14 protein-coding genes and 1 pseudogene are annotated in these 18,972 nt (G+C 37.8%); 9 read left to right on the forward strand and 6 right to left on the reverse strand.

What is annotated here, in order from left to right; translation table 11 throughout:
* Positions 1–107 precede the first annotated feature (107 nt).
* Positions 108–332 carry a T9SS type A sorting domain-containing protein gene (locus BLS32_RS02575; RefSeq protein WP_170227514.1) on the reverse strand — a complete coding sequence of 75 codons (225 nt, stop codon included), beginning with the start codon at positions 330–332 and terminating at the stop codon, positions 108–110.
* 63 nt (positions 333–395) lie between these two features.
* On the reverse strand, positions 396–749 hold the full coding sequence (locus BLS32_RS02580; RefSeq protein ID WP_139171676.1) for a hypothetical protein: 354 nt from the start codon (positions 747–749) through the stop codon (positions 396–398).
* A gap of 549 nt (positions 750–1,298) precedes the next feature.
* On the opposite strand from BLS32_RS02580, the gene BLS32_RS02590 reads away from it, so the two are divergent.
* The 3 genes and pseudogenes from BLS32_RS02590 to BLS32_RS02600 all read left to right on the forward strand — a co-directional run bounded on the left by BLS32_RS02590 (position 1,299) and on the right by BLS32_RS02600 (position 5,117).
* Positions 1,299–2,414: a pepsin/retropepsin-like aspartic protease family protein gene (locus BLS32_RS02590; RefSeq protein WP_091391731.1), complete on the forward strand. Its 1,116-nt coding sequence runs from the start codon at positions 1,299–1,301 to the stop codon at positions 2,412–2,414.
* Positions 2,415–2,617: 203 nt separating this feature from the next.
* Positions 2,618–3,229: pseudogene (locus BLS32_RS02595) on the forward strand (S1/P1 nuclease); the annotation flags it as partial.
* A gap of 211 nt (positions 3,230–3,440) precedes the next feature.
* Positions 3,441–5,117, forward strand: coding sequence for an AIPR family protein (locus tag BLS32_RS02600; RefSeq protein WP_091391733.1), 1,677 nt, complete (start codon positions 3,441–3,443; stop codon positions 5,115–5,117).
* A 77-nt stretch (positions 5,118–5,194) separates the two neighbouring features.
* On the opposite strand, the gene BLS32_RS02605 is transcribed toward BLS32_RS02600, so the two are convergent.
* On the reverse strand, positions 5,195–5,992 hold the full coding sequence (locus BLS32_RS02605; protein WP_091391734.1) for a hypothetical protein: 798 nt from the start codon (positions 5,990–5,992) through the stop codon (positions 5,195–5,197).
* Positions 5,989–7,188, reverse strand: a complete 1,200-nt coding sequence (locus BLS32_RS02610) for a hypothetical protein (RefSeq protein WP_139171677.1) — start codon at positions 7,186–7,188, stop codon at positions 5,989–5,991. The genes BLS32_RS02605 and BLS32_RS02610 overlap by 4 nt, the downstream gene beginning before the upstream one ends.
* A gap of 269 nt (positions 7,189–7,457) precedes the next feature.
* On the opposite strand from BLS32_RS02610, the gene BLS32_RS02615 reads away from it, so the two are divergent.
* Genes BLS32_RS02615 through BLS32_RS02635 form a run of 5 tightly spaced genes read left to right on the forward strand, consistent with a single transcriptional unit; the run spans position 7,458 to position 13,876 of the window.
* A complete protein-coding gene (locus BLS32_RS02615; RefSeq protein WP_091391736.1) occupies positions 7,458–8,684 on the forward strand; it encodes a DNA cytosine methyltransferase in 1,227 nt (408 codons plus the stop codon).
* Positions 8,685–9,761, forward strand: a complete 1,077-nt coding sequence (locus BLS32_RS02620; protein ID WP_091391737.1) for a DNA cytosine methyltransferase — start codon at positions 8,685–8,687, stop codon at positions 9,759–9,761. It begins immediately after the preceding gene.
* Positions 9,758–11,833, forward strand: coding sequence for a GmrSD restriction endonuclease domain-containing protein (locus BLS32_RS02625; RefSeq protein ID WP_091391738.1), 2,076 nt, complete (start codon positions 9,758–9,760; stop codon positions 11,831–11,833). The genes BLS32_RS02620 and BLS32_RS02625 overlap by 4 nt, the downstream gene beginning before the upstream one ends.
* Positions 11,830–12,948, forward strand: coding sequence for a DUF3696 domain-containing protein (locus tag BLS32_RS02630; RefSeq protein WP_091391739.1), 1,119 nt, complete (start codon positions 11,830–11,832; stop codon positions 12,946–12,948). The genes BLS32_RS02625 and BLS32_RS02630 overlap by 4 nt, the downstream gene beginning before the upstream one ends.
* A gap of 1 nt (position 12,949) precedes the next feature.
* Positions 12,950–13,876 (forward strand): hypothetical protein, encoded by a 927-nt coding sequence (locus tag BLS32_RS02635; RefSeq protein ID WP_091391740.1) that lies wholly within the window; start codon positions 12,950–12,952, stop codon positions 13,874–13,876.
* A 330-nt stretch (positions 13,877–14,206) separates the two neighbouring features.
* Here the strand turns inward: BLS32_RS02635 and BLS32_RS02640 are convergent, their stop codons facing one another.
* The gene (locus tag BLS32_RS02640; protein WP_091391741.1) at positions 14,207–14,779 is read right to left on the reverse strand and encodes a hypothetical protein; all 573 of its coding nucleotides are present in this window, start codon (positions 14,777–14,779) and stop codon (positions 14,207–14,209) included.
* An 88-nt stretch (positions 14,780–14,867) separates the two neighbouring features.
* The gene (locus BLS32_RS02645; RefSeq protein ID WP_170227515.1) at positions 14,868–15,296 is read right to left on the reverse strand and encodes a helix-turn-helix domain-containing protein; all 429 of its coding nucleotides are present in this window, start codon (positions 15,294–15,296) and stop codon (positions 14,868–14,870) included.
* 637 nt (positions 15,297–15,933) lie between these two features.
* Here BLS32_RS02645 and BLS32_RS02650 point away from each other — a divergent pair.
* Positions 15,934–18,966: a SusC/RagA family TonB-linked outer membrane protein gene (locus tag BLS32_RS02650; RefSeq protein ID WP_091391743.1), complete on the forward strand. Its 3,033-nt coding sequence runs from the start codon at positions 15,934–15,936 to the stop codon at positions 18,964–18,966.
* Positions 18,967–18,972: the final 6 nt, after the last annotated feature.

Here is an 18,972-nt window from a genome sequence, read left to right on the forward strand (position 1 = left end):
ATTAAGATGCTCCTAAATATTTTCCCTGACGTACCTACCAGACATAAGAAAAGCTACAAGTAAAACACTTGTAGCTTTTCTGCAATTTCAAGAATTTGATTAATTCTTCACAATCCGCTCCCATTGCTTTCGATCAGGATGAAATAATTCCCGGCTTTTAAGCTCGACAAGTCGACTTCCATATTTTTTGTTTTTTCTTTGGCTAGAAATCCGTTATACACGTCCCTGACTTTTTCACCAGCTGCATCATACAATTCAATTAAGGTTTGCCCGTCTGCCTGATTGTTTGAAAATCCAATATTCAGGACAGAAGCTGTAGGGTTTGGAGACACAACAAAACTGAAGTTTTTGACCGCTACCGACGCGTCAGTACGGTCGATGGCTTTCGCCAGGTTCTATTTAGAATCCGGTGCTGCATCGCCGTCAAGCTGTAGTGCCACATCTTCCATAAACAAAGCAGCAGGGACTGGAACCACAAGGCTAATATTCTGAAAACTTACATAGTATTCCGTGGCCGTTTGGGCAACAATAAATTGCCTTGTCATAGCAGCAGTCGCAAGCCTTCCGCCAAAAACCACACCCTGATCGGTCACCCTGATTTCGAACTGGCTGATGGCTTCGCCGGCATCCATCGTTTCATCTTCAACAAAATTAACGAGGTCGTCAGAGGCTTCCAAAATGATATGCGCAAATTTGAATACAATCAATAGCCTGGCAAGTTTAAACGACACATTTTCAAATATTTTCACATCGATTTTCAATTTTTGCAGTTCGTTTTCTACTGTTTTTTGGTGAAATGTATAAACCAACGGTATGATGCCATAGACTTGTTTCTAATAGCAGTAAATCACCTTTTTTTAGAAATTTTAAACTATATAATTTCCAACAATGCATTTCCAAAAATATACTTGAGACAATTTTATGTTTTTCAGGTCTGAATATGAAAAGGGATAGTTTGCAGACGGACAAATGCCGCTTTGCCAATTACCGACATAAACCGCATGGATGTTTTTTCGCCTATTGTATATGCATCCGGGTGTAAAGGGCAGTTGTTTCAAAGTTATAAAGGCAACGGTTACACAGACTAAGATTGTAAAATAGTTTACCACATGCAGCTTAACTGATTTTTTTTGCATTTCATCGAATAATGAGATTTTGGATTCCATTATTTTTTACTTTCATAAAATATTTATCGGGAATACCACTTAGCCGATAATTTTCAATATTAATTCCTGTAACGGATGTAAATATTGAAAATTATCGGCTTTGTTACTAATCAGTAATTTAAACTCCTTTTTATGAGAATTTTATCTGCCATTGGTCTTTTTTTAATGTGTTCGTGTACTGTGATCAAATTCGCGAAAAACCAAAATATCATTCCAAAGGCAGCCTGCGCTTCTATTGGAAATTATCCACAACCTTATTTTGAAGTAGAATTACAAGGTAAAAAAAAGCTATTCCTATTTGACACTGGGGCAACCGGCACCGTGCTAACCGACTCGACAGCTATTGAAAATTTTACAAATAAGAAGTTTGCGACATTTGGCACGCATGTTTCTGCAAACGGCGTAAAGAAAAAAAACAGGTTCTTAACAGCAGGATTTAAGTCGCCATTATTTGAAAGTGCGCAAAAATTACTTCTTTACTCACCTATGCCAACTTCTATGTGTTCAAAGAGTTCAGAAATGGCAGGGATACTCGGAATAGATGCATTTTTCCAAGATGACATGCCGCTATTCCTAAATTTCTCGAAAAATGAAATTTGCAATATTGAAACAACGCTCCTTCAAAATCAGGTTTCTCAAGGTTTTAAAGCCATTAAATCTGAATGTAAAAACAATCAGATTTTTGTATTTATTGACATTGAAGGCAAAATGCTGAAATTTAAACTGGATACCGGTTTTAGCGGCTCAGTCATAATCCCCTTCTCAGACAAACTGCAGTTTACAAACCCTAACTACATGGTACTGCAAGGGTCAACATATAATACACTTTCGTCGATGACTGCAGGAACGGAAACGTTTTATGAAAAAATGCCTGTAGATTTTGCCGGTGAAAAATTTGAAGCAAAAATAAATGTTTCGTCGACAATTAAATCTCAAAACCTGGGAATACAATTTATGAAAGGTTATGACTGGATTATAGATTTTAAAAATAACAAAGTGTACATCAGGCGGAATGCGAACATTATTGACCGCACTTTCAGCAGACGGATTTCTTACTATGCAAAAGCAGTTTCGTCAGAGTTGGTCATTGTAACTAAAGAAAAATCGCAAGACAAATATAATCTTGGAGACAAAATCATATCTGTTAACGGTCAAAAAGTCAATCATGAAAATGTGTGTGAAATTCAGGAATATCTGAACAAAACGGAAGACTGGAATGCCCTGCAACTGGAGGTACATGCAAAATAATTCTCTGGAAAGCTTTGCAAATTTAAATTTGCAGTTGCACCGACCCTTATTTGACCTGGCTAACAATAATCGTGTATGATGTAAATGAGACTTAGGATTTCCTAACTTTGAAGAAATGTAAAATCATGAAAAAAATCCTGCTTTCTTTGATATTCTTTTTTGCAGCCTTCGAAACATACGCCTGGGGCTAAAAAGGCCATGCACTTGTAGCGGAAGTCGCGTTTCAATATTTAGACAACCAGACAAAGTCAACTGTAATGAGTTATCTAGATGGCAAGACCATAAAAGAAGCCGCAAACTGGATGGATGCCATTAAAAGCGACCCAAAAAACAAATCCATGAGCCCATGGCATTATGTAAATTTTGAGAAGGGTAGCGCGATTGCGATCATGCCCAGCGACAATATTCTGTTCGTGCTGGACAAGACCATAAAAGAACTGAAAAACAAGCAGAACATTACGAAAGATGAAATTAAAATAAGGTTGCTGTACCTGTTCCACCTTATTGGAGATTTACATCAGCCTTTGCATGTGGGTTATAGCAGCGATAAAGACGGTAATACTTACCAGCTGAATTATAAAGGCAACGGAACCAACCTGCATTCATTCTGGGATTCTGGAATTATTAAAGACCGGAATATTACGTTACAGGATTGCCTGAATGTAAAACAATATAGCCCGGCGGAGTTTAAAGCACTGCAAAAAACAGATGTGGTCGCATGGGCGGTTGATTCGAGAAGTTTTTTAGATGGCGTATACAATACCGGGAGTAAGATTAACGACAGTTATGGTGACAAAAACAGCCCGATTATTTAAAGGCAGATATTAAAGGCAGGAATAAGGTTGGCTGGGACTTTAGCAAATATTTTTAAAATTGATAATTATGGGTATTTAGGATTACATTGGCAAATATTTGTCCCACAAATTGAGGTTCTCAAGATACTTTACGACAATTCAACGATCCGCAACGTTATTAGTATTTCAAAAGATAATAATTAAAAATTAGTGCAACTATAGACAATAAAATATGAGTAAAATTACAGTTAATAGAATAAAAACATATTTGCTTAAAAACTTTGATGGCAAGATTAATCTCGAAGACGTCAACAAAAAAACCGCAGATGATCAGCAGAGATATTTTTATACTAGGGCATTATCCGCGTATAGCCTAACTATTGCAGCGGGAGCAAATTTAGACGATGCGGCTGACTCAATTACTGATGGATTCAACGATAACGGGATTGACGCCATATATTTCGACAGACAATCCAAAAGTCTTTGGCTTGTACAATCGAAATTTATTGAAAGTGGTGTTGGCGCAATGGATAATGGGGATATCGAAAAGTTTGCAAAAGGTGTAAAAAAACTTATTGACGGCGACTTTGAAAGATTTAATGATAAAATAAAGAACAAGTCGGATGACGTTTTGGAAGCGTTGGACGACGCCTCTGTTAAAATTCATATCGTTCTTGCATACACTGGAAAAGCATTGTCTGTCCACAACAAATTATCGATAAATGATTTGTTAGAGGATCAAAACGACACAGAAGAAATTCTGTTTTTTACAGATTTCAATATAGACATCGCCTATAAAGCACTTGAAACAGGAGTTGGCAGTACTCCAATAAGTGAGGATATTTTTATATCTAACTGGGGACATATCGAGGAGCCTTTCAAATCGTATTACGGACTTATTAGTGGAACTGACCTTGGAATTCTTTGGGAAAAATATGGGCGAAGATTATTTACTGAAAACATCAGAAGTTTCCTCGGAAATTCAAACATCAATGACGGAATATTAAACGTTATTAAGGAAGAGCCTGACTTTTTTATCTATTTTAATAATGGAATTACTATTTTATGCAATACTATAAAGAAGAAACCTATGGGTGGAAGCGACAAAACAATAGGTGCTTTTACCTGCCATGGTATTGCTGTTGTTAACGGTGCACAAACACTAGGATCAATTGGTTCACTAGCTGCTTCGAATCCTGAGCAACTTTCTAAAATTAAGGTTTTTGTTAAATTTATTTCTTTGGAGGAAAGTCCAGAGGGGTTTGGACAACGTGTAACTGTTTCCACAAACACTCAAAATAAAGTTGAAAAAAAAGATTTTGTTTCGTTAGACGGGGAGCAAGCGAGAATAAAATTAGAACTTAAGTTGGAAAATATAGATTACCACTATAAAAGAACAGATGAAAAAGTCTCCTCTGATGTCTCAAACTTTCTACTTGAAGAGGTAGGCTTCGCATTGGCATCATTTTGGCCAAACGTGGATTACTCTACTATGGTAAAAAAAGAATCTGGAAAAATTTGGGATGACGTCACCAAACCTCCTTATACGGATTTATTTAATGGAAATATTTCTGCACAGCAAATTATAAAAATTACGAGAATTTATAGATATGTCTCAAATAAAATGAATGATATGGCTTTTAAAGCCTACAGCAGGGAGAGAAGCATTTACAGGTACGGAAATTCTTTGGTTGCACATATAATATTTCAAGAAATGAGTAGCGAAATATTCTCCGATTCTTACCAGAATTTTGAGATGTTTTTCGAAACTGAACTACCAAAAATAGCAGAAAAATATATCAAAAAACTCTACTTAACTGTGGAAAGGAACTATTCTGACTCCATGATAGTATATGTGTTACGAAATTATACGAAATGCAGGGATTTAAAAAGATTATTATCTAACTAATATTTTTAACCAAAAAAATTTAATCTTGTTAATGATTAATTAGACACTAGACTACTATTTATTACGCAATTATGTATTTATACAATATCCAGTGTTGTACACCATTCCGAAACCTCTTTTTGAAGGGTCGAATCAATGTTGTTATAATACAAATTATTTATTCGTGTTCTATCTAGAATCATTCCGTAATCAGATGTGTTTTTTTGCCACTTGTCTTCCTGGATGTATTCTACGGTTGATATAGATGTTATAATATTTTTACGATACCAAAAAATATACGTGCACCAACGATCTAATTCAATTGATTTTTTCTTATTCCAATGTATTCCTGCAGCACATTGCAAGAGAACATATAGGTTGGAACTTCTTTTATCACCTAGCGTTTTGTAACATATAACATCAACTCCATCATCTTTGTAATCGGAATGCGCTTGGATTCCTCTTTTTTCATTACATTTATCAGCAATTTCATCAAGATAGCTATTCAAATTCATAGCACTTGGAAATCCTAAAGTATAAATTTCTCCTCCAATAAAATTTTGCAAAGCTATAGCAGATATCTTTTCGAATAATTTTGTTCCATTCAAATTTCCCGATGCTCCGAAATAATCGAAATACAAACAAAGAAAATATTCAGGGATTTTTTCCCAATTTAACAGTGGCGATATCGTTCCTCCATTAAATTCGTAGTATGGCTCATTAAGAATACTTGATCTCAACATCAACTCGCTAATCCATGAGGTTACAATTTCTTCTTCCTTATCATTCGAAAGACTCGTAATAATCGCTTTAGACATAGGTCTACCCGTTTTCAACAGATTCAACTCAAGCCATTCAATCTCTTTTCCATCTTTGAAAGGAATATAATCCGTCATGATTTTAAGTTGGATTTTAATGCTTGCACTACTTCTTCTAGTTCTTGGACTTTATCGAGAATGTCCTTCTCGTTTTTAAACTTATACGCGAATGATAATGATTCTTGAATATTTCGAAATGCTTTAGACAAATTTCTGATTAAAAATTCCTTTTCACCATTAGTTCTTTCATAAGCCCCTTCTAAATCTCCATACCTGTCTAAATATTTTATTGCTTCGCTGCTACTAACCACATGGCTCAGCTGGCTTGTGATTTTTCTAGAGTCTGTAAGTACTGGGTCTTTCCCTTTGTTTTTATTCCCAAAAACCCATGTCAGCACATTTTCGAATTCAGCTATTTTATTCGAGGGAATTACTCTTCTATTAAAATCGATCTTGTTATAAGATTCTATTCCTATATATTCGCGAATTGCTGGCGAATTGTAAACAACAGTAAGTAAGGAAAATTTATCTAAAATCGGCTTTGTATCAAACTTTTCAAGATCGTGAAGTGCTTCGATGTACATTTTATATGATACAAATTGCTTTTTTAACGAATCAGACCTATCTCCTACAATTTTCTGAACTTCATTTATAGCTTGGTTTTGATCATCATTGTTTTCTTGTAATTTCTCTTCTATTGTATTTGAAATATAGGCAGCTTTTGCAAATGCCTCCCATTTTAATAAACCTGCTATATGCCTAACTCCAAGATAACTGGAAACCTCTTTTCTGTTTTCATAAACGATACAAGGAATTTTTGCAATGTCTTTTTTAATCTCTTCATCATCAACCTTCGGATAGACCTTATCGATCCCCAGTATTGATCTTAATCTATCGTCTAATAACATCTTTATTGACGAAATTCTTCGATTTCCCTCTACCACTGTAAAAGTTAAACCGTCTTCTGATAAATTGGCTAATTTTTCTGTCAGTTCATCATATGAAAAATCTGAAAATTTAAAACCACTAGGAAGATTATTAGGAACTACAATAACTGGCTCTTCATCAAAATAACCATTTTGAATTAATGATAAAGCAATTGCTTCGGTATCAAAGCTATCATATAATATTTTTGTTAATTCTAGTTGAGTAATGGAATTGACATCATCAACATATTGTATCAGCCTTGGATTTCTATTGTCAAGTAAAATCTGATCAACTTTGATTTCAATCTGGGGCTTTTTGCCTCCTTTTCCAGCAAATGTATTTTCCATTTTCATTATAAAACTTAAGTGTCGATTACAAATGTACTGGATTGAAGATTAATAATTGATATTTTATCTACACTAGTTTAAATAGTTTTGTCTGCATAACGCTTAATAATATCAATAATTTTTAGCTATCGAATAATAATTTTTTGGCAAAGAATTAAATTGAATCGTGCACGTTTTTTGTAGATTTGCCAATTACCGAATTCTGATAGTTATAACTAATTCAAAACACTATCTTATCTCCAATAAAAAAAGAATACATCTACTTGTTAATGAACAATATAAATATACAAAAATATAAATTACAGAAAGAATCTTTGATGTTTGTTCAAGATAATCAACTGTCATTATTTGAAGAAGAATTTACAAAATTTGGCAGAAAAAAATTTATAACTGTTGATTACGAACATAGGGGATATTCGGTCAATGACAAGCGTGACACAATTATTGACAGTAAAGTACAAACAATTAGTTTCTTTTCTGGAGCAGGCGGTTTGGATATTGGGGCACAATTAGCAGGATCTAAGGTAATTTCTAGTCTTGATTTTGATAAGGATAGTGTCTCTACAATGAAGCAAAACAAATTCTTTAAACACGCTGAACATTTCCATAAAGACATCCAAAGCGTTACCGCCGCAATGTATTCTAATATTTTAAAAAAAAACAATCCAGAAAAGCTTATCCTGATCGGTGGACCACCTTGTCAGCCGTTTTCAAAAGCAGGCTATTGGGTTACTCATAAAAACCGATTAGGAAGTGAAGATCCCCGAAATATGATAGGACAATATTTAAGGATTGCTGGCGAATTAAGACCAGATGGATTTATTTTAGAGAATGTTGAAAGTCTTTTACACCCTAAAAATGAAAATGCTGTTAAAGAAATTGAAGAAGCCGTCGATAAACTTGGTTATAAATTAAGCATATACAAAACTAACGCAATTGAATTTGGCGTCCCTCAAAAAAGAAAACGCGTTTTTTTCATGGCTACTAGGAATTCTGCCACTAGCGAACCTTTGAGGACACACGGTAGTGATCAAGAAATTTTAGTGGATAAGTATTTAAAACCTTACGAAAAAGTAATTGACTGGATAGGCCGATATGACAAACCTGATTTTTTTGAAAATGAAGAGTTAGTGCTAGGTAAAACATATGAAAACGAACTCAGGCAAGTTCCTCCTGGGCAAAACTATTTTGCTTTGACAACCAGAAGCGGGCATCCAGATCCAAAATTTGAAGCAAATAAAAGATTTTGGAATTTTTTACTCAAGCTTCATCCAAATCTCCCATCATGGACGATTGCGGCTCAGCCAGGGCCGTGGGTAGGACCTTTCCACTGGGACAATAGAAGATTAAGAGTTCCTGAAATTTCCGCGATACAAACGTTCCCAGAAGATTATATTTTTGCAGGAAGCAGAAGGTCGATACATAAACAAATTGGGAATGCTGTACCATCGCTCCTAGGTAAGGCTATTGTTGAACATCTTATAAGAAATATATAAATGAGCAAACCAAAAATTGTCAGTATATTTTCCGGCGTCGGCGGAATTGATTCAGGCTTCGAGAAAGCTGGTTTCGACACAATATTTGCATCTGATATCTGGCAGACATCATGCGATTCACTAAAACTCAACTATCCATCAGCTGAAATTAATTGTGAAAATATAAAAGACGTTAATTTTCGAGAAATTCTTGCAAAACATACAACTATAGATGGGCTTGTTGGGGGGCCACCTTGTCCTGCATTTTCGAAATCAAGGTTTTATCGAACAGAAAAAAACAGAGGCCTAGATGATGAAGATGGATTTTTAACAGTCTCAAATTATTTCAGAGCTGTCGAAGAATTAAGTCCTAAATTTTTTCTATTTGAAAATGTGCATGGGTTTGTTTTCAAACCACATTCTTCAGCATTGGAATATGTAATGGAAGAAAGCGAAAGACTTGGCTATAAAATATTTTACAATGTTCTGAATGCGGCGGATTTTGGCGTTCCGCAAACAAGGCAGCGATTTATCTGCATAGGAATAAAGAAGGAAATGGATGACTTTGTATTTCCAGAGAAAACGCATTATCCCCCTGAAAACAAAAGCAATAACAGCTGGGTAACGGCGGGGGATGCAATCGGCGATATTGATTTTGACTTAGTCGAAGACAAGGCAATGCAGGCAGGATCAAAACATAAGGATTTACTTCGCCTAATCCCACCCGGAGAGAACTACCTTTACTTTACCGAGGAGAGAGGCTTCAAAGAACCATTATTCAAATGGAGGTCGAGATATTGGTCATTTCTTCTAAAATTATCGCCAGACAGGCCATCTTGGACCATACAAGCTAGTCACTCTAACAATATGGGTCCTTTTCATTGGAAAAACAGATTTCTTAGAATATCAGAAATTAAAAGGCTGCAATCGTTTCCAGATGATTATCACATAACAGGAAATTTCAAAGACCAATGGAGACAGGTCGGTAACGCTGTTCCTCCTCTTTTGGCATACGTGCTGGCAAAACAAATAAAAAGCTTATATTTCAATAATCTTAACAGAAAGTCTAAGGCAAACAAGTCAGAGCTACAATTATGATACATTTTGAAGCCAACCTCGATGGAAGCGTCGAACCTGGAGAGGCATATACAAATTTTAACGAGGCGACGAAAATTTTTGAGATGTTTTCGGATTTGGGCTGGAAGCCAGCATTGAGAAATTCTGGAAGAGGGGGATATTTCCTTTTCGAAGTTCGTATTGAAAGCGTCATTTATAGAATTCATCTATACCTGAAAAAGGTGACATTTGGAGGCCGCGATAACCGTCAATACGAAAAACGAGCGCAATTCTCTGCTGGGCTCGATAGAGCTGGTTTTGAAATCGGGCAAGAAAAGCAAAACGAGTTTGCGCTGATTATAGGGATTTACAAGAGAGAAAAATTTCCAAATATTGTACTTTGTGCGTGGGACATTGAAGACTGGGGCCGGAATGTTGGCAGAGCATTTAATTGTTTTGTGGACGTCCATAAAATTGCCGAAGCATATGAAAAGAAGATTTCACAGCATCGAACATCGATCGGACAAATTGTATGTTGTTTTGTGCCTGAAAAATTTAAATTTTATATTGACAATCGAAGTGAATTGCATAAAAACCTCTTGCCCAATTTTGATAATTTGTTTTTTGAGGATTTACAGCCCGGCCAATCCGGCATACCTAAATATCAAGATCTCTACCAATACGTGATTGACACACTTAAAAAATTGGATGGAAGTGCGAGTATCGACATCATGGAGGAAGAGATCGCGGTAGAATTAGGACTGAGCGACGAAGAAAAACAAATGCCTCATAATCCTAATGAAGGAAGTAGAACCAAACTTGGTTATCAATTGGCATGGGCAAGAAATTACCTGAAACGCGCTGGTCTAATCGAAAACCCAAAGCGTACAATTTGGGCACTCACACAACTTGGGTGGAACATCCAAACCATTGACAAGATAGAAATATCGCAAACAGTATCACAAGCCGAAATCCAAAACGAAATCGAACGAGATTCTCTATTTACAGTTAAATCGGAAGACGATATAGAAATCGAAGATGAACCCATCAATTTAACTATCGAGAATCCCTTTGACCCAAATCTTGTGGATATCAGGACCCGTACTATGTCCCTCGACTTATTAATTAAGCGTCTGGAAAATGACGAAATTGACATGAATACAAGCTTCCAAAGAAAAGCTAACCTTTGGAACAAGACAAAACAGAGTAGGTTGATTGAATCAATTTTAGTCAAATTCCCACTACCTGCATTCTACTTTGATGGTTCAAATGATGATAAATGGCTCGTAGTTGACGGCTTACAGCGATTAAGCGCAATTCATAATTATGTGAACAAACAAGCTTTTGGTTTAGAAAACCCAGAGTTTTTGGGACAATTTCGGGACCTAAAATTTCGGGAATTGCCAAGTTATTTACAGAGAAGGATACAAGAATTTGAAGTTACAGCTTATGTTATCGCGGCAGGCACACCAAAGGTCTTAAAATATAATGTTTTCAAGAGGATTAACACAGGAGGACTAACGCTAACCTCGCAAGAAATTCGTAATGCACTTAACCAAGGGAAAGCATCCAAATTTGTTAAGAAGCTGGCCGAGATGCGTGCTTTTAAAATGGCCACAGATTACTCAATACCTGAAGACAGGATGCTTGACCAAGAATTTGTAACAAGATTTTTAGCGTTTTATTTGTTCGATACAGACGTTTATAATTCAGATTTAGATGGCTTTCTAAATAAAACCATGGAATATCTAAACACTTTAGATGACGAAGAGCAAAATAAAATTCAATCAGACTTTAACAAAGGACTATTAGCTTCCCACAAAATTTTTGGCCGTGATGCTTTTAGAAAAAGATTTAGTAGAAGGGATAAAAGAAAACCCATCAATAAGGCGTTATTCGAAGTTTGGTCAGTTTCATTGAGTAAGCAAGATGCGCAGCAAATTGATTTTTTAGTACAGAATAAAGAAACCCTGATTGACATTTTTATTGCCAGATTAAAAAATGATGAAGAATTCAATAAATCAATAAGTTCTAGTACAGGTGACAAATCTCGTGTCAAGAGGAGGTTCGCCGAAGTTGAAAGTATAATTGCATCAACATTAATTACATTATGATATCAAAAATTAACATACAAAATTTTAAGTCCCTTGAGAATGTAGAAATTGCGTGTAGTAATTTAAATATTTTGACTGGATTAAATGGCATGGGAAAATCCTCTGTTATTCAAGCATTACTTCTTCTCAGACAATCTTTTGATAAAGGCACTTTAACGAATGAGGGTCTTACGTTAAACGGCGACCTAGTGGAAATTGGCGTTGCAAGCGAAGCTCTGTACAAATTCGCGCTTAAAGAAGAGATAAGTTTTACATTGTCATTCCAAGATCAAAGTAGTCAAGCATGGACTTTTATATACCGCGAGGAAGAAAATTTCACAGGTTCTGATATAATGCCATTCGCGGCTGATTTGCCAATCCCACAAAAGTTACAATTATTTTCAATATTTCGCTACGATACTTTCAAATATTTAAATGCCGAGAGACTTGTTAAAAATGAATATCCTATGTCATATAGCCAAGTTGTCAGAAAAAAGACACTTGGAAAAAATGGAGAGTTTACCGCGCATTTTCTGGAGCATTTCGGGCCAGACGAGATCAACACTAGATTAATGTATGTGGGTACGGATGTAAATACCTTAAGCTATCAAATATCAGCCTGGATGGCGGATATTAGCCCTGGCATCAAAGTGAAAACAGAGAAAATCCCTGGCGCAAATTCCATAAAACTAAGATACGAATTCGAAGGTAATGGTGAGACAACTGGCGAGATTACGCCCCTGAATGTTGGCTATGGAATTACATATATACTACCAGTTTTGACAGCGTTGTTATGTTCTAAAGCGGGGGATATTCTAATAATTGAAAATCCTGAGTCCCATATTCACCCTAAAGGACAGTCAATTATCGGAAAACTTTTAGTAAGGACGGCAGAGTTAGGGGTTCAAATTTTTGTAGAAACACATAGTGACCATCTAATTAACGGAATTAGAGTTGCGATTAAACAAGATCAAAATCCAGGCATAAACACTTTATCCTTTTTTGTCAGAGGTAAAGAAAAAAATAAAATTTCTACAACCTTGGAAAGTCCAGTTATTGACGCGGACGGCAGGATTGATTATTGGCCTGAAGACTTTTTTGATGAATGGGATAACAACCTATTAGAGTTATTATAGTATGGAGATTATATTAAATGAACTGTCATTATCAAATGTAGAGTCTGCAGATATTGCTAAATCATTATACAACGATCTTTTTCAAATCTGCAATTCCTTTCGTAAAAAATTCAAAACACAAATAGGAATAAAATTTTCTGAAAGTCCACGCAACTACACATTACACGATGATTTGCCGTTTGAGAAGTGGCTAACTAATTTAAAAAAGGACGATAGAGCGACAATGCTTTCAATGCTTACAAGGGAAAAAATATTGCATGAGTATCCATATTATAAGGTAGTTGTCGGACTAAATGCTATTGAAAGTAAAAGTATCGGATACGCTTTTGAAAATGGCGAACTTTTATTTAGTTTCCAATCACGCGAAATGTGGCAAGTCTTAGAATTGCCTGCCATCCAAGAATTAATTGATGAGGATACAGATGATATAATTTCTAATGATATAATAGTAACAAACTGTTTCGATCATTCGTCTAGCGAACATTACAACGATATTATAGCCGACAACGTACGCAAACTTAATAGTGCCTTGTATTCAAGCATCAATTCAGGGAACGAGTTGTGGACAAACAGAGATGTACTATTCCCAAGTTTAATTTTTTGCGATGATCTCGAGGTATATTTAAGAACTCTGTCAGGAATAGAATTTAAAAATTTGTTTAAAAGGCTCAAGAATTATCAAAGTTATTTTTCAAATTGGTTACACGGAGATTTTGATCGATTAGCCGTAACGGGAAATGCACGTATAGAGTCAACTTCAAGAGAGATTAAATTTGTTAAAGAACTTACAATAAAATGCCCTGATGGGAACAGTCGGTTTTTTACTTTTCATTGTGATTATGGGGATAGAGCCAATAGGATGCATTTTTTTCCCGACACGGGAACAAAAAAATGTTATATTGGTTATCTCGGTAAAAAGATCGTTTAAAATATTTGAAAATTTAAATGATTTGAAAATATTGCAAAACTCACTTTATCGTTTTCAGGGTTTGAATACTCAGGTTCTTTTTGGTCAAACTAACCAGATGAAGAAACTCAAGATTATTTTAACTCCTCTCTCATTCCAAGAACTACATCATTGGTCGGTCATGTTATTTCTCCTCCTTTTTAGTATTTATCATAACATGACGTGCCGCCGGCAAGCTAATTCGCGATGCCGCGGACTCGGTTTTCTCCGCCAACACAAAACTTTCTTCGTGAAAAACAAACGTCAACTTATTGAACCATCCTATTCGCTTACCAACTATTGGCGGTAGTTTTATTTTCCCTTTGTTTCAAGCTTTACCTTTTCCCACTCTTTTTTAAGCAGTAATTGGGTTTGTTCAGAAAGATTACTTAATTCAGTTGTCGCATCGTCGATATCGTTGTCTGAAATGTATTTTTGAGCATATAATCCGATAAAATATTGAATTGAATTTAAAATCTCTAAATCCTCTTTTGGATTAAATCTTAGCTTCAGAAGATATAGCCTCTTGATGATTTCTTGGTAAGCAATTTTTTCTTGGTATATCAGCGAGTTTCCGTTTAATGAATCAAAATAATGTCTTTGATATTCATAGTTCACATCATCCATATATTGCTCACTAGGATTTTGTGATTCTGCATCTTGAATAAATTTTTTGTGAAGTACTAACGTCTCTGATATTATGGAAATTAATTGTGTGATTTCTTCTCTTATAATTGAAAGCCATTTTATTCTTTCTGTTGTTACGGTATCAATGTATTTTGTCGTTTTTATATTCTTTCTGGTAAAGTAAATATTTATTGTTGCCGCAATGAATGTCAAAAGCACACCAGAAGGCAAGACAAAATCGTTTAATATTTCTTTCATTTCGTTGTTCAAAGAATGAAGATCAACTTATATATAGCGAATTATAACTAATACTGCTAATATATATTATATATGCCAATGGCTCTAACTACTCCTCTATAATTCTGCAATATTTATAATCCTTATTATCTTTCATTTGCTTAAGTTCGTCCTCAGTTATAGGTGTAGTTTCCAGAACATCTAATCTTTTCGGCACCTCGCCATCATCATTTAGAACATGTTTTCTGCTATTTGTTTCTATGAGGCGTATCCTTTTAATTACTAGGTCGTGCGATTTAACTTCATCGGGAAGTAAATCATTGTAAGAATTTTGCTCCAGTGCTATAGCAATTCTTCCGAGCATCCTAATGTTAACCTTTGCGTCGATTTTGGGATTCTCAAGGTTACCAATATAACCTTCAGAAACGCCGACCCTTTGAGCTAACTCAACCTGATCAATGCCAGCTTTTATTCGAGCATTTCGAATTTTTTCCATTACTCCAAAATCTATTTCAGAGGTAATTATCTCTATTATCATAGTCAACATTATAATCGACAATGAAAGGAATTGTTTAATTTATTTCACATACCTATAGCTATGTAATTGTTATTTGTATATATTTGTCAAATATTAAAAATGCGCACTAGTTTTACTATGTAATGCGTAAATTTGCGATACTTCATATAAAATATTTGAAGCTTTCGCTTTGAATCCTGTTTCAAAAAAACTTGGCAGTTTAAACCCACAGGATGATAAGTAGATTGCTCACGCTTACGGGCGTGGGCTCACTTATTTGTGGGTGGTATGCCAAGTACCTTTGAAACGATAAGCTGAGTTCCGCGCCTTTTTTATTTCCGCTACTCTTCCTCAAAGCAATCTTCATTAAAGTTTCGCTCCAACAATTAAAACGATTTAAATACCACGTTGATATCTGCGTACCGGTTGTAAAATTGGTTTGGGTTAGTTAAACCGGACGCAGGTTATCAATAATGGTGATACAGTTTTTTATTAACCTGAGTAAGTTGCGACAGATTGCTTCGTCGTTCCTCCTCGCAATGACGTGAAGCCTATGATGATATAAAACTACCGGACACAAAAAAGCCCTCTGCTTGTCGCTAAACTTTTGCAGAGAGCCTAAGCTAAAAAAAGTAATCTATTAACTCAATCCAAAATTATGAAAACCATTTCATTTATTTCGGGCAGGCGGCATGTATCATACCTTTTTCTTCTGGTATTTTACATATCCACTACCAATGCCCTGGCACATACCAACATCGTGCCTTTATCCGCCACAGAACAGCAACAACAAACAGTAACAGGAACTGTAACCTATAACAACATGCCCATGACGGGGGTTACTATTACCGTAAAAGGGAAAAACACCACCGCCATTTCCGGCGAAGACGGAAAATTCTCCATTTCCGCAAACGGCACAGATACGTTAATCTTCGAATACCTCGGTTTCAAAACGCAATCGATTGCACTAAACAACAGGACAATCCTAAATATCCAACTCGAAGAAGATGTTAACGACCTGAAAGAAGTCATAATCAATGCGGGTTATTATTCTGTAAAGGATTCTGAACGCACCGGAAGCATTTCTAAGATCACTGCTAAGGATTTTGAAAAACAGCCTGTGACCAACGTGCTTGCCGCGATGCAGGGCAGGATGGCTGGTGTCAACATTACCCAAAACACCGGGATTGCCGGAGGCGGTTTCGACATTGAAATCCGCGGCCAGAACAGTTTGCGGAGCGGCGGGAACAACCCGCTGTATGTGATCGATGGCGTGCCGTATGCATCGGATTTGATTGGTGCGCGCGTCACTTCGCCCGAAATGCCGATGCCTACAAGCCCACTGAACAGCTTAAACCCGGGTGATATTGAAAGCATCGAAGTGCTGCGCGATGCCGATGCCACGGCAATTTACGGGTCGCGTGGTGCAAACGGCGTGGTGCTGGTCACAACCAAAAAAGGAAAGGCTGGCAAAACAAAGTTTATCGCAAACGTGTCGAGTGGATTCGGGCGGGTCACGCGCTTCCGCAAGCTGATGAACACCCAGCAGTATTTACAGATGCGTAAGGAAGCTTTTACCAATGAAAACATTACAGAATACCCGTCATGGGCAACGGACATAAATGGGGAATGGCCGCAGGACCGCGACACCGACTGGCAGGAAACATTAGCCGGAGGCAACGCCGGGTTTACGACCGTGCAGGGTTCGGTTTCAGGCGGCTCGGAGAACACGCAGTTTCTAGTGAGCGGGAATTACAGCCGCGAGACGACCGTATTCCCCGGGGATTTCAGGTATACCAAAGCCAATGTGCTTTCGACGATCAACCACAAATCGGAAAACAAGAAATTTACCCTTGGCTTTACTGCCGGATATACCGCCAGGGACAACAAACAGCCCTCGATCGATTTCATGCAGGAAGCCATCGCGCTTGCACCAAACGCCCCTGCGCTGTATGACGATGCCGGGAACCTGAACTGGCAAAACAATACTTTTAACAACCCGCTGCGTTATTTGCAGACCGAGGCTGGCGCAAAGACGTATGATTTGCTGGCCAACGCACAGCTTGGGTACAGCATCCTTGAGAATTTGCAGCTGCGCTCTTCATTCGGGTTTACCGATTTGCGGCATAAGGAAACCAGCGCGTTGCCATCGACGATGTTTGCACCGTCAACCGGGCGAACACCCAGTTCTTCTTCGTTGTTTGCCACTACAGCCAACCGCCAGTCCTGGATCATTGAACCGCAGCTGGATTACAAGATTAGTATAGGAAAGGCGAAATTGCAGGCGCTTGCCGGGGCAACGTTCCAGCAGCAGGATGCCAGCCAGATGACCCAGCAGTTTTATGGCTTTGCCAGCAATGCACTTTTGTACAACCCGGGTTCTGCTTCGCGGATCACGACTTTGTCTTCGGGCGAATCGGTGTATAAATACCAGGCATTCTTCGGGCGCGTGAATTTTAATTTTGCGCAGAAATACATCATAAACCTTACCGGCAGGCGCGACGGATCGAGCCGTTTTGGCCCTGGCAACCGCTTTGCGAATTTTGGTGCGGTGGGCGCTGCGTGGATATTTTCGAACGAAAAATTGATTTCTGAAAAGCTTCCATTTTTGAGTATGGGAAAACTCCGTGCGAGTTACGGGACTTCGGGCAACGACCAGATTGGGGATTACCAGTATCTGGACACCTACAGCACTTCGGGCTATTCGTACGGCGTAAGCGGATTGCAGCCCACAAGGCTTTTCAATCCTGACTTTGCATGGGAATCGAACAAGAAGCTTGAAGCCGCTTTGGAAACAGGGTTTTTAAATGACCGAATTTCTACAACTGTGGCGTGGTATCGCAACCGCTCCTCAAACCAGCTGGTGGGCATCCCGCTTCCCGGCACTACCGGGTTTTCAGAATTGCAGGCCAACCTCGATGCTGAGGTTGAAAACAGCGGCTGGGAAGTGACGCTGCGCACAGTCAATGTTAAGACCGAGAACTTCAGCTGGATTACCAGCATCAATTATACCATTGCGAAAAACAAGCTGCTGTCATTCCCCGGGCTTGAAAGCTCTTCGTATGCGAACCAGCTGGTGATCGGGCAGCCGCTCAATATTGTAAAATCCTACCATTACACAGGCCTTGACCCGCAAACCGGGCTTTACACTTTTGAAGATGCCAACGGCGACGGAAGGATATCGGAACCTGAAGACAAGACGGCCATTAAAAACCTGAACCCGCAGTATTTTGGTGGGGTGCAGAACCAGTTGCGGTACGGCAATTTGCAGCTGGACTTTTTATTCCAGTTTGTAAAGCAGCTCAATTACAACCAGTATTACGGCACGGCAGCCCCGGGCAATATGATGAACCAGCCAGCAGCAGTGGTTTCGCACTGGCAGCAGCCCGGAGATACCGGCCCATACCAAATCTATGCGACCGATTTGAACGATGCCGCCATTACGGCAAATAGCCAGTTCGGATCGAGTGATGCAGCCATCAGCGACGGGTCTTACATCAGGCTGAAAAACATTTCGCTGTCTTATGATTTGCCTTTGAAATGGACGCGCGGCATTGGCTGCCGCCTGTCGGTGCAGGGGCAAAACATGCTGACGGTCACTTCGTTTAAAGGTGCGGACCCAGAGTTTAAATCACCGGGCTACCTGCCGCCGCTGAAAACTATTACTACAAGCCTTCAACTGACATTTTAACTCTTA

Source organism: Flavobacterium noncentrifugens, assembly GCF_900100375.1.
Taxonomy (GTDB): domain Bacteria; phylum Bacteroidota; class Bacteroidia; order Flavobacteriales; family Flavobacteriaceae; genus Flavobacterium; species Flavobacterium noncentrifugens.

What these genes read in the sequence shown, in the direction of transcription:
- BLS32_RS02590 (WP_091391731.1), top strand. Translation starts at nt 1,299, where the DNA reads ATGAGAATTTTATCTGCCATTGGTCTTTTTTTAATGTGTTCGTGTACT.
- BLS32_RS02640 (WP_091391741.1), bottom strand. Translation starts at nt 14,779, where the DNA reads ATGAAAGAAATATTAAACGATTTTGTCTTGCCTTCTGGTGTGCTTTTG.
- BLS32_RS02620 (WP_091391737.1), top strand. Translation starts at nt 8,685, where the DNA reads ATGAGCAAACCAAAAATTGTCAGTATATTTTCCGGCGTCGGCGGAATT.
- BLS32_RS02635 (WP_091391740.1), top strand. Translation starts at nt 12,950, where the DNA reads ATGGAGATTATATTAAATGAACTGTCATTATCAAATGTAGAGTCTGCA.
- BLS32_RS02600 (WP_091391733.1), top strand. Translation starts at nt 3,441, where the DNA reads ATGAGTAAAATTACAGTTAATAGAATAAAAACATATTTGCTTAAAAAC.
- BLS32_RS02630 (WP_091391739.1), top strand. Translation starts at nt 11,830, where the DNA reads ATGATATCAAAAATTAACATACAAAATTTTAAGTCCCTTGAGAATGTA.
- BLS32_RS02605 (WP_091391734.1), bottom strand. Translation starts at nt 5,992, where the DNA reads ATGACGGATTATATTCCTTTCAAAGATGGAAAAGAGATTGAATGGCTT.
- BLS32_RS02610 (WP_139171677.1), bottom strand. Translation starts at nt 7,188, where the DNA reads ATGGAAAATACATTTGCTGGAAAAGGAGGCAAAAAGCCCCAGATTGAA.
- BLS32_RS02645 (WP_170227515.1), bottom strand. Translation starts at nt 15,296, where the DNA reads ATGATAATAGAGATAATTACCTCTGAAATAGATTTTGGAGTAATGGAA.
- BLS32_RS02650 (WP_091391743.1), top strand. Translation starts at nt 15,934, where the DNA reads ATGAAAACCATTTCATTTATTTCGGGCAGGCGGCATGTATCATACCTT.
- BLS32_RS02625 (WP_091391738.1), top strand. Translation starts at nt 9,758, where the DNA reads ATGATACATTTTGAAGCCAACCTCGATGGAAGCGTCGAACCTGGAGAG.
- BLS32_RS02615 (WP_091391736.1), top strand. Translation starts at nt 7,458, where the DNA reads ATGAACAATATAAATATACAAAAATATAAATTACAGAAAGAATCTTTG.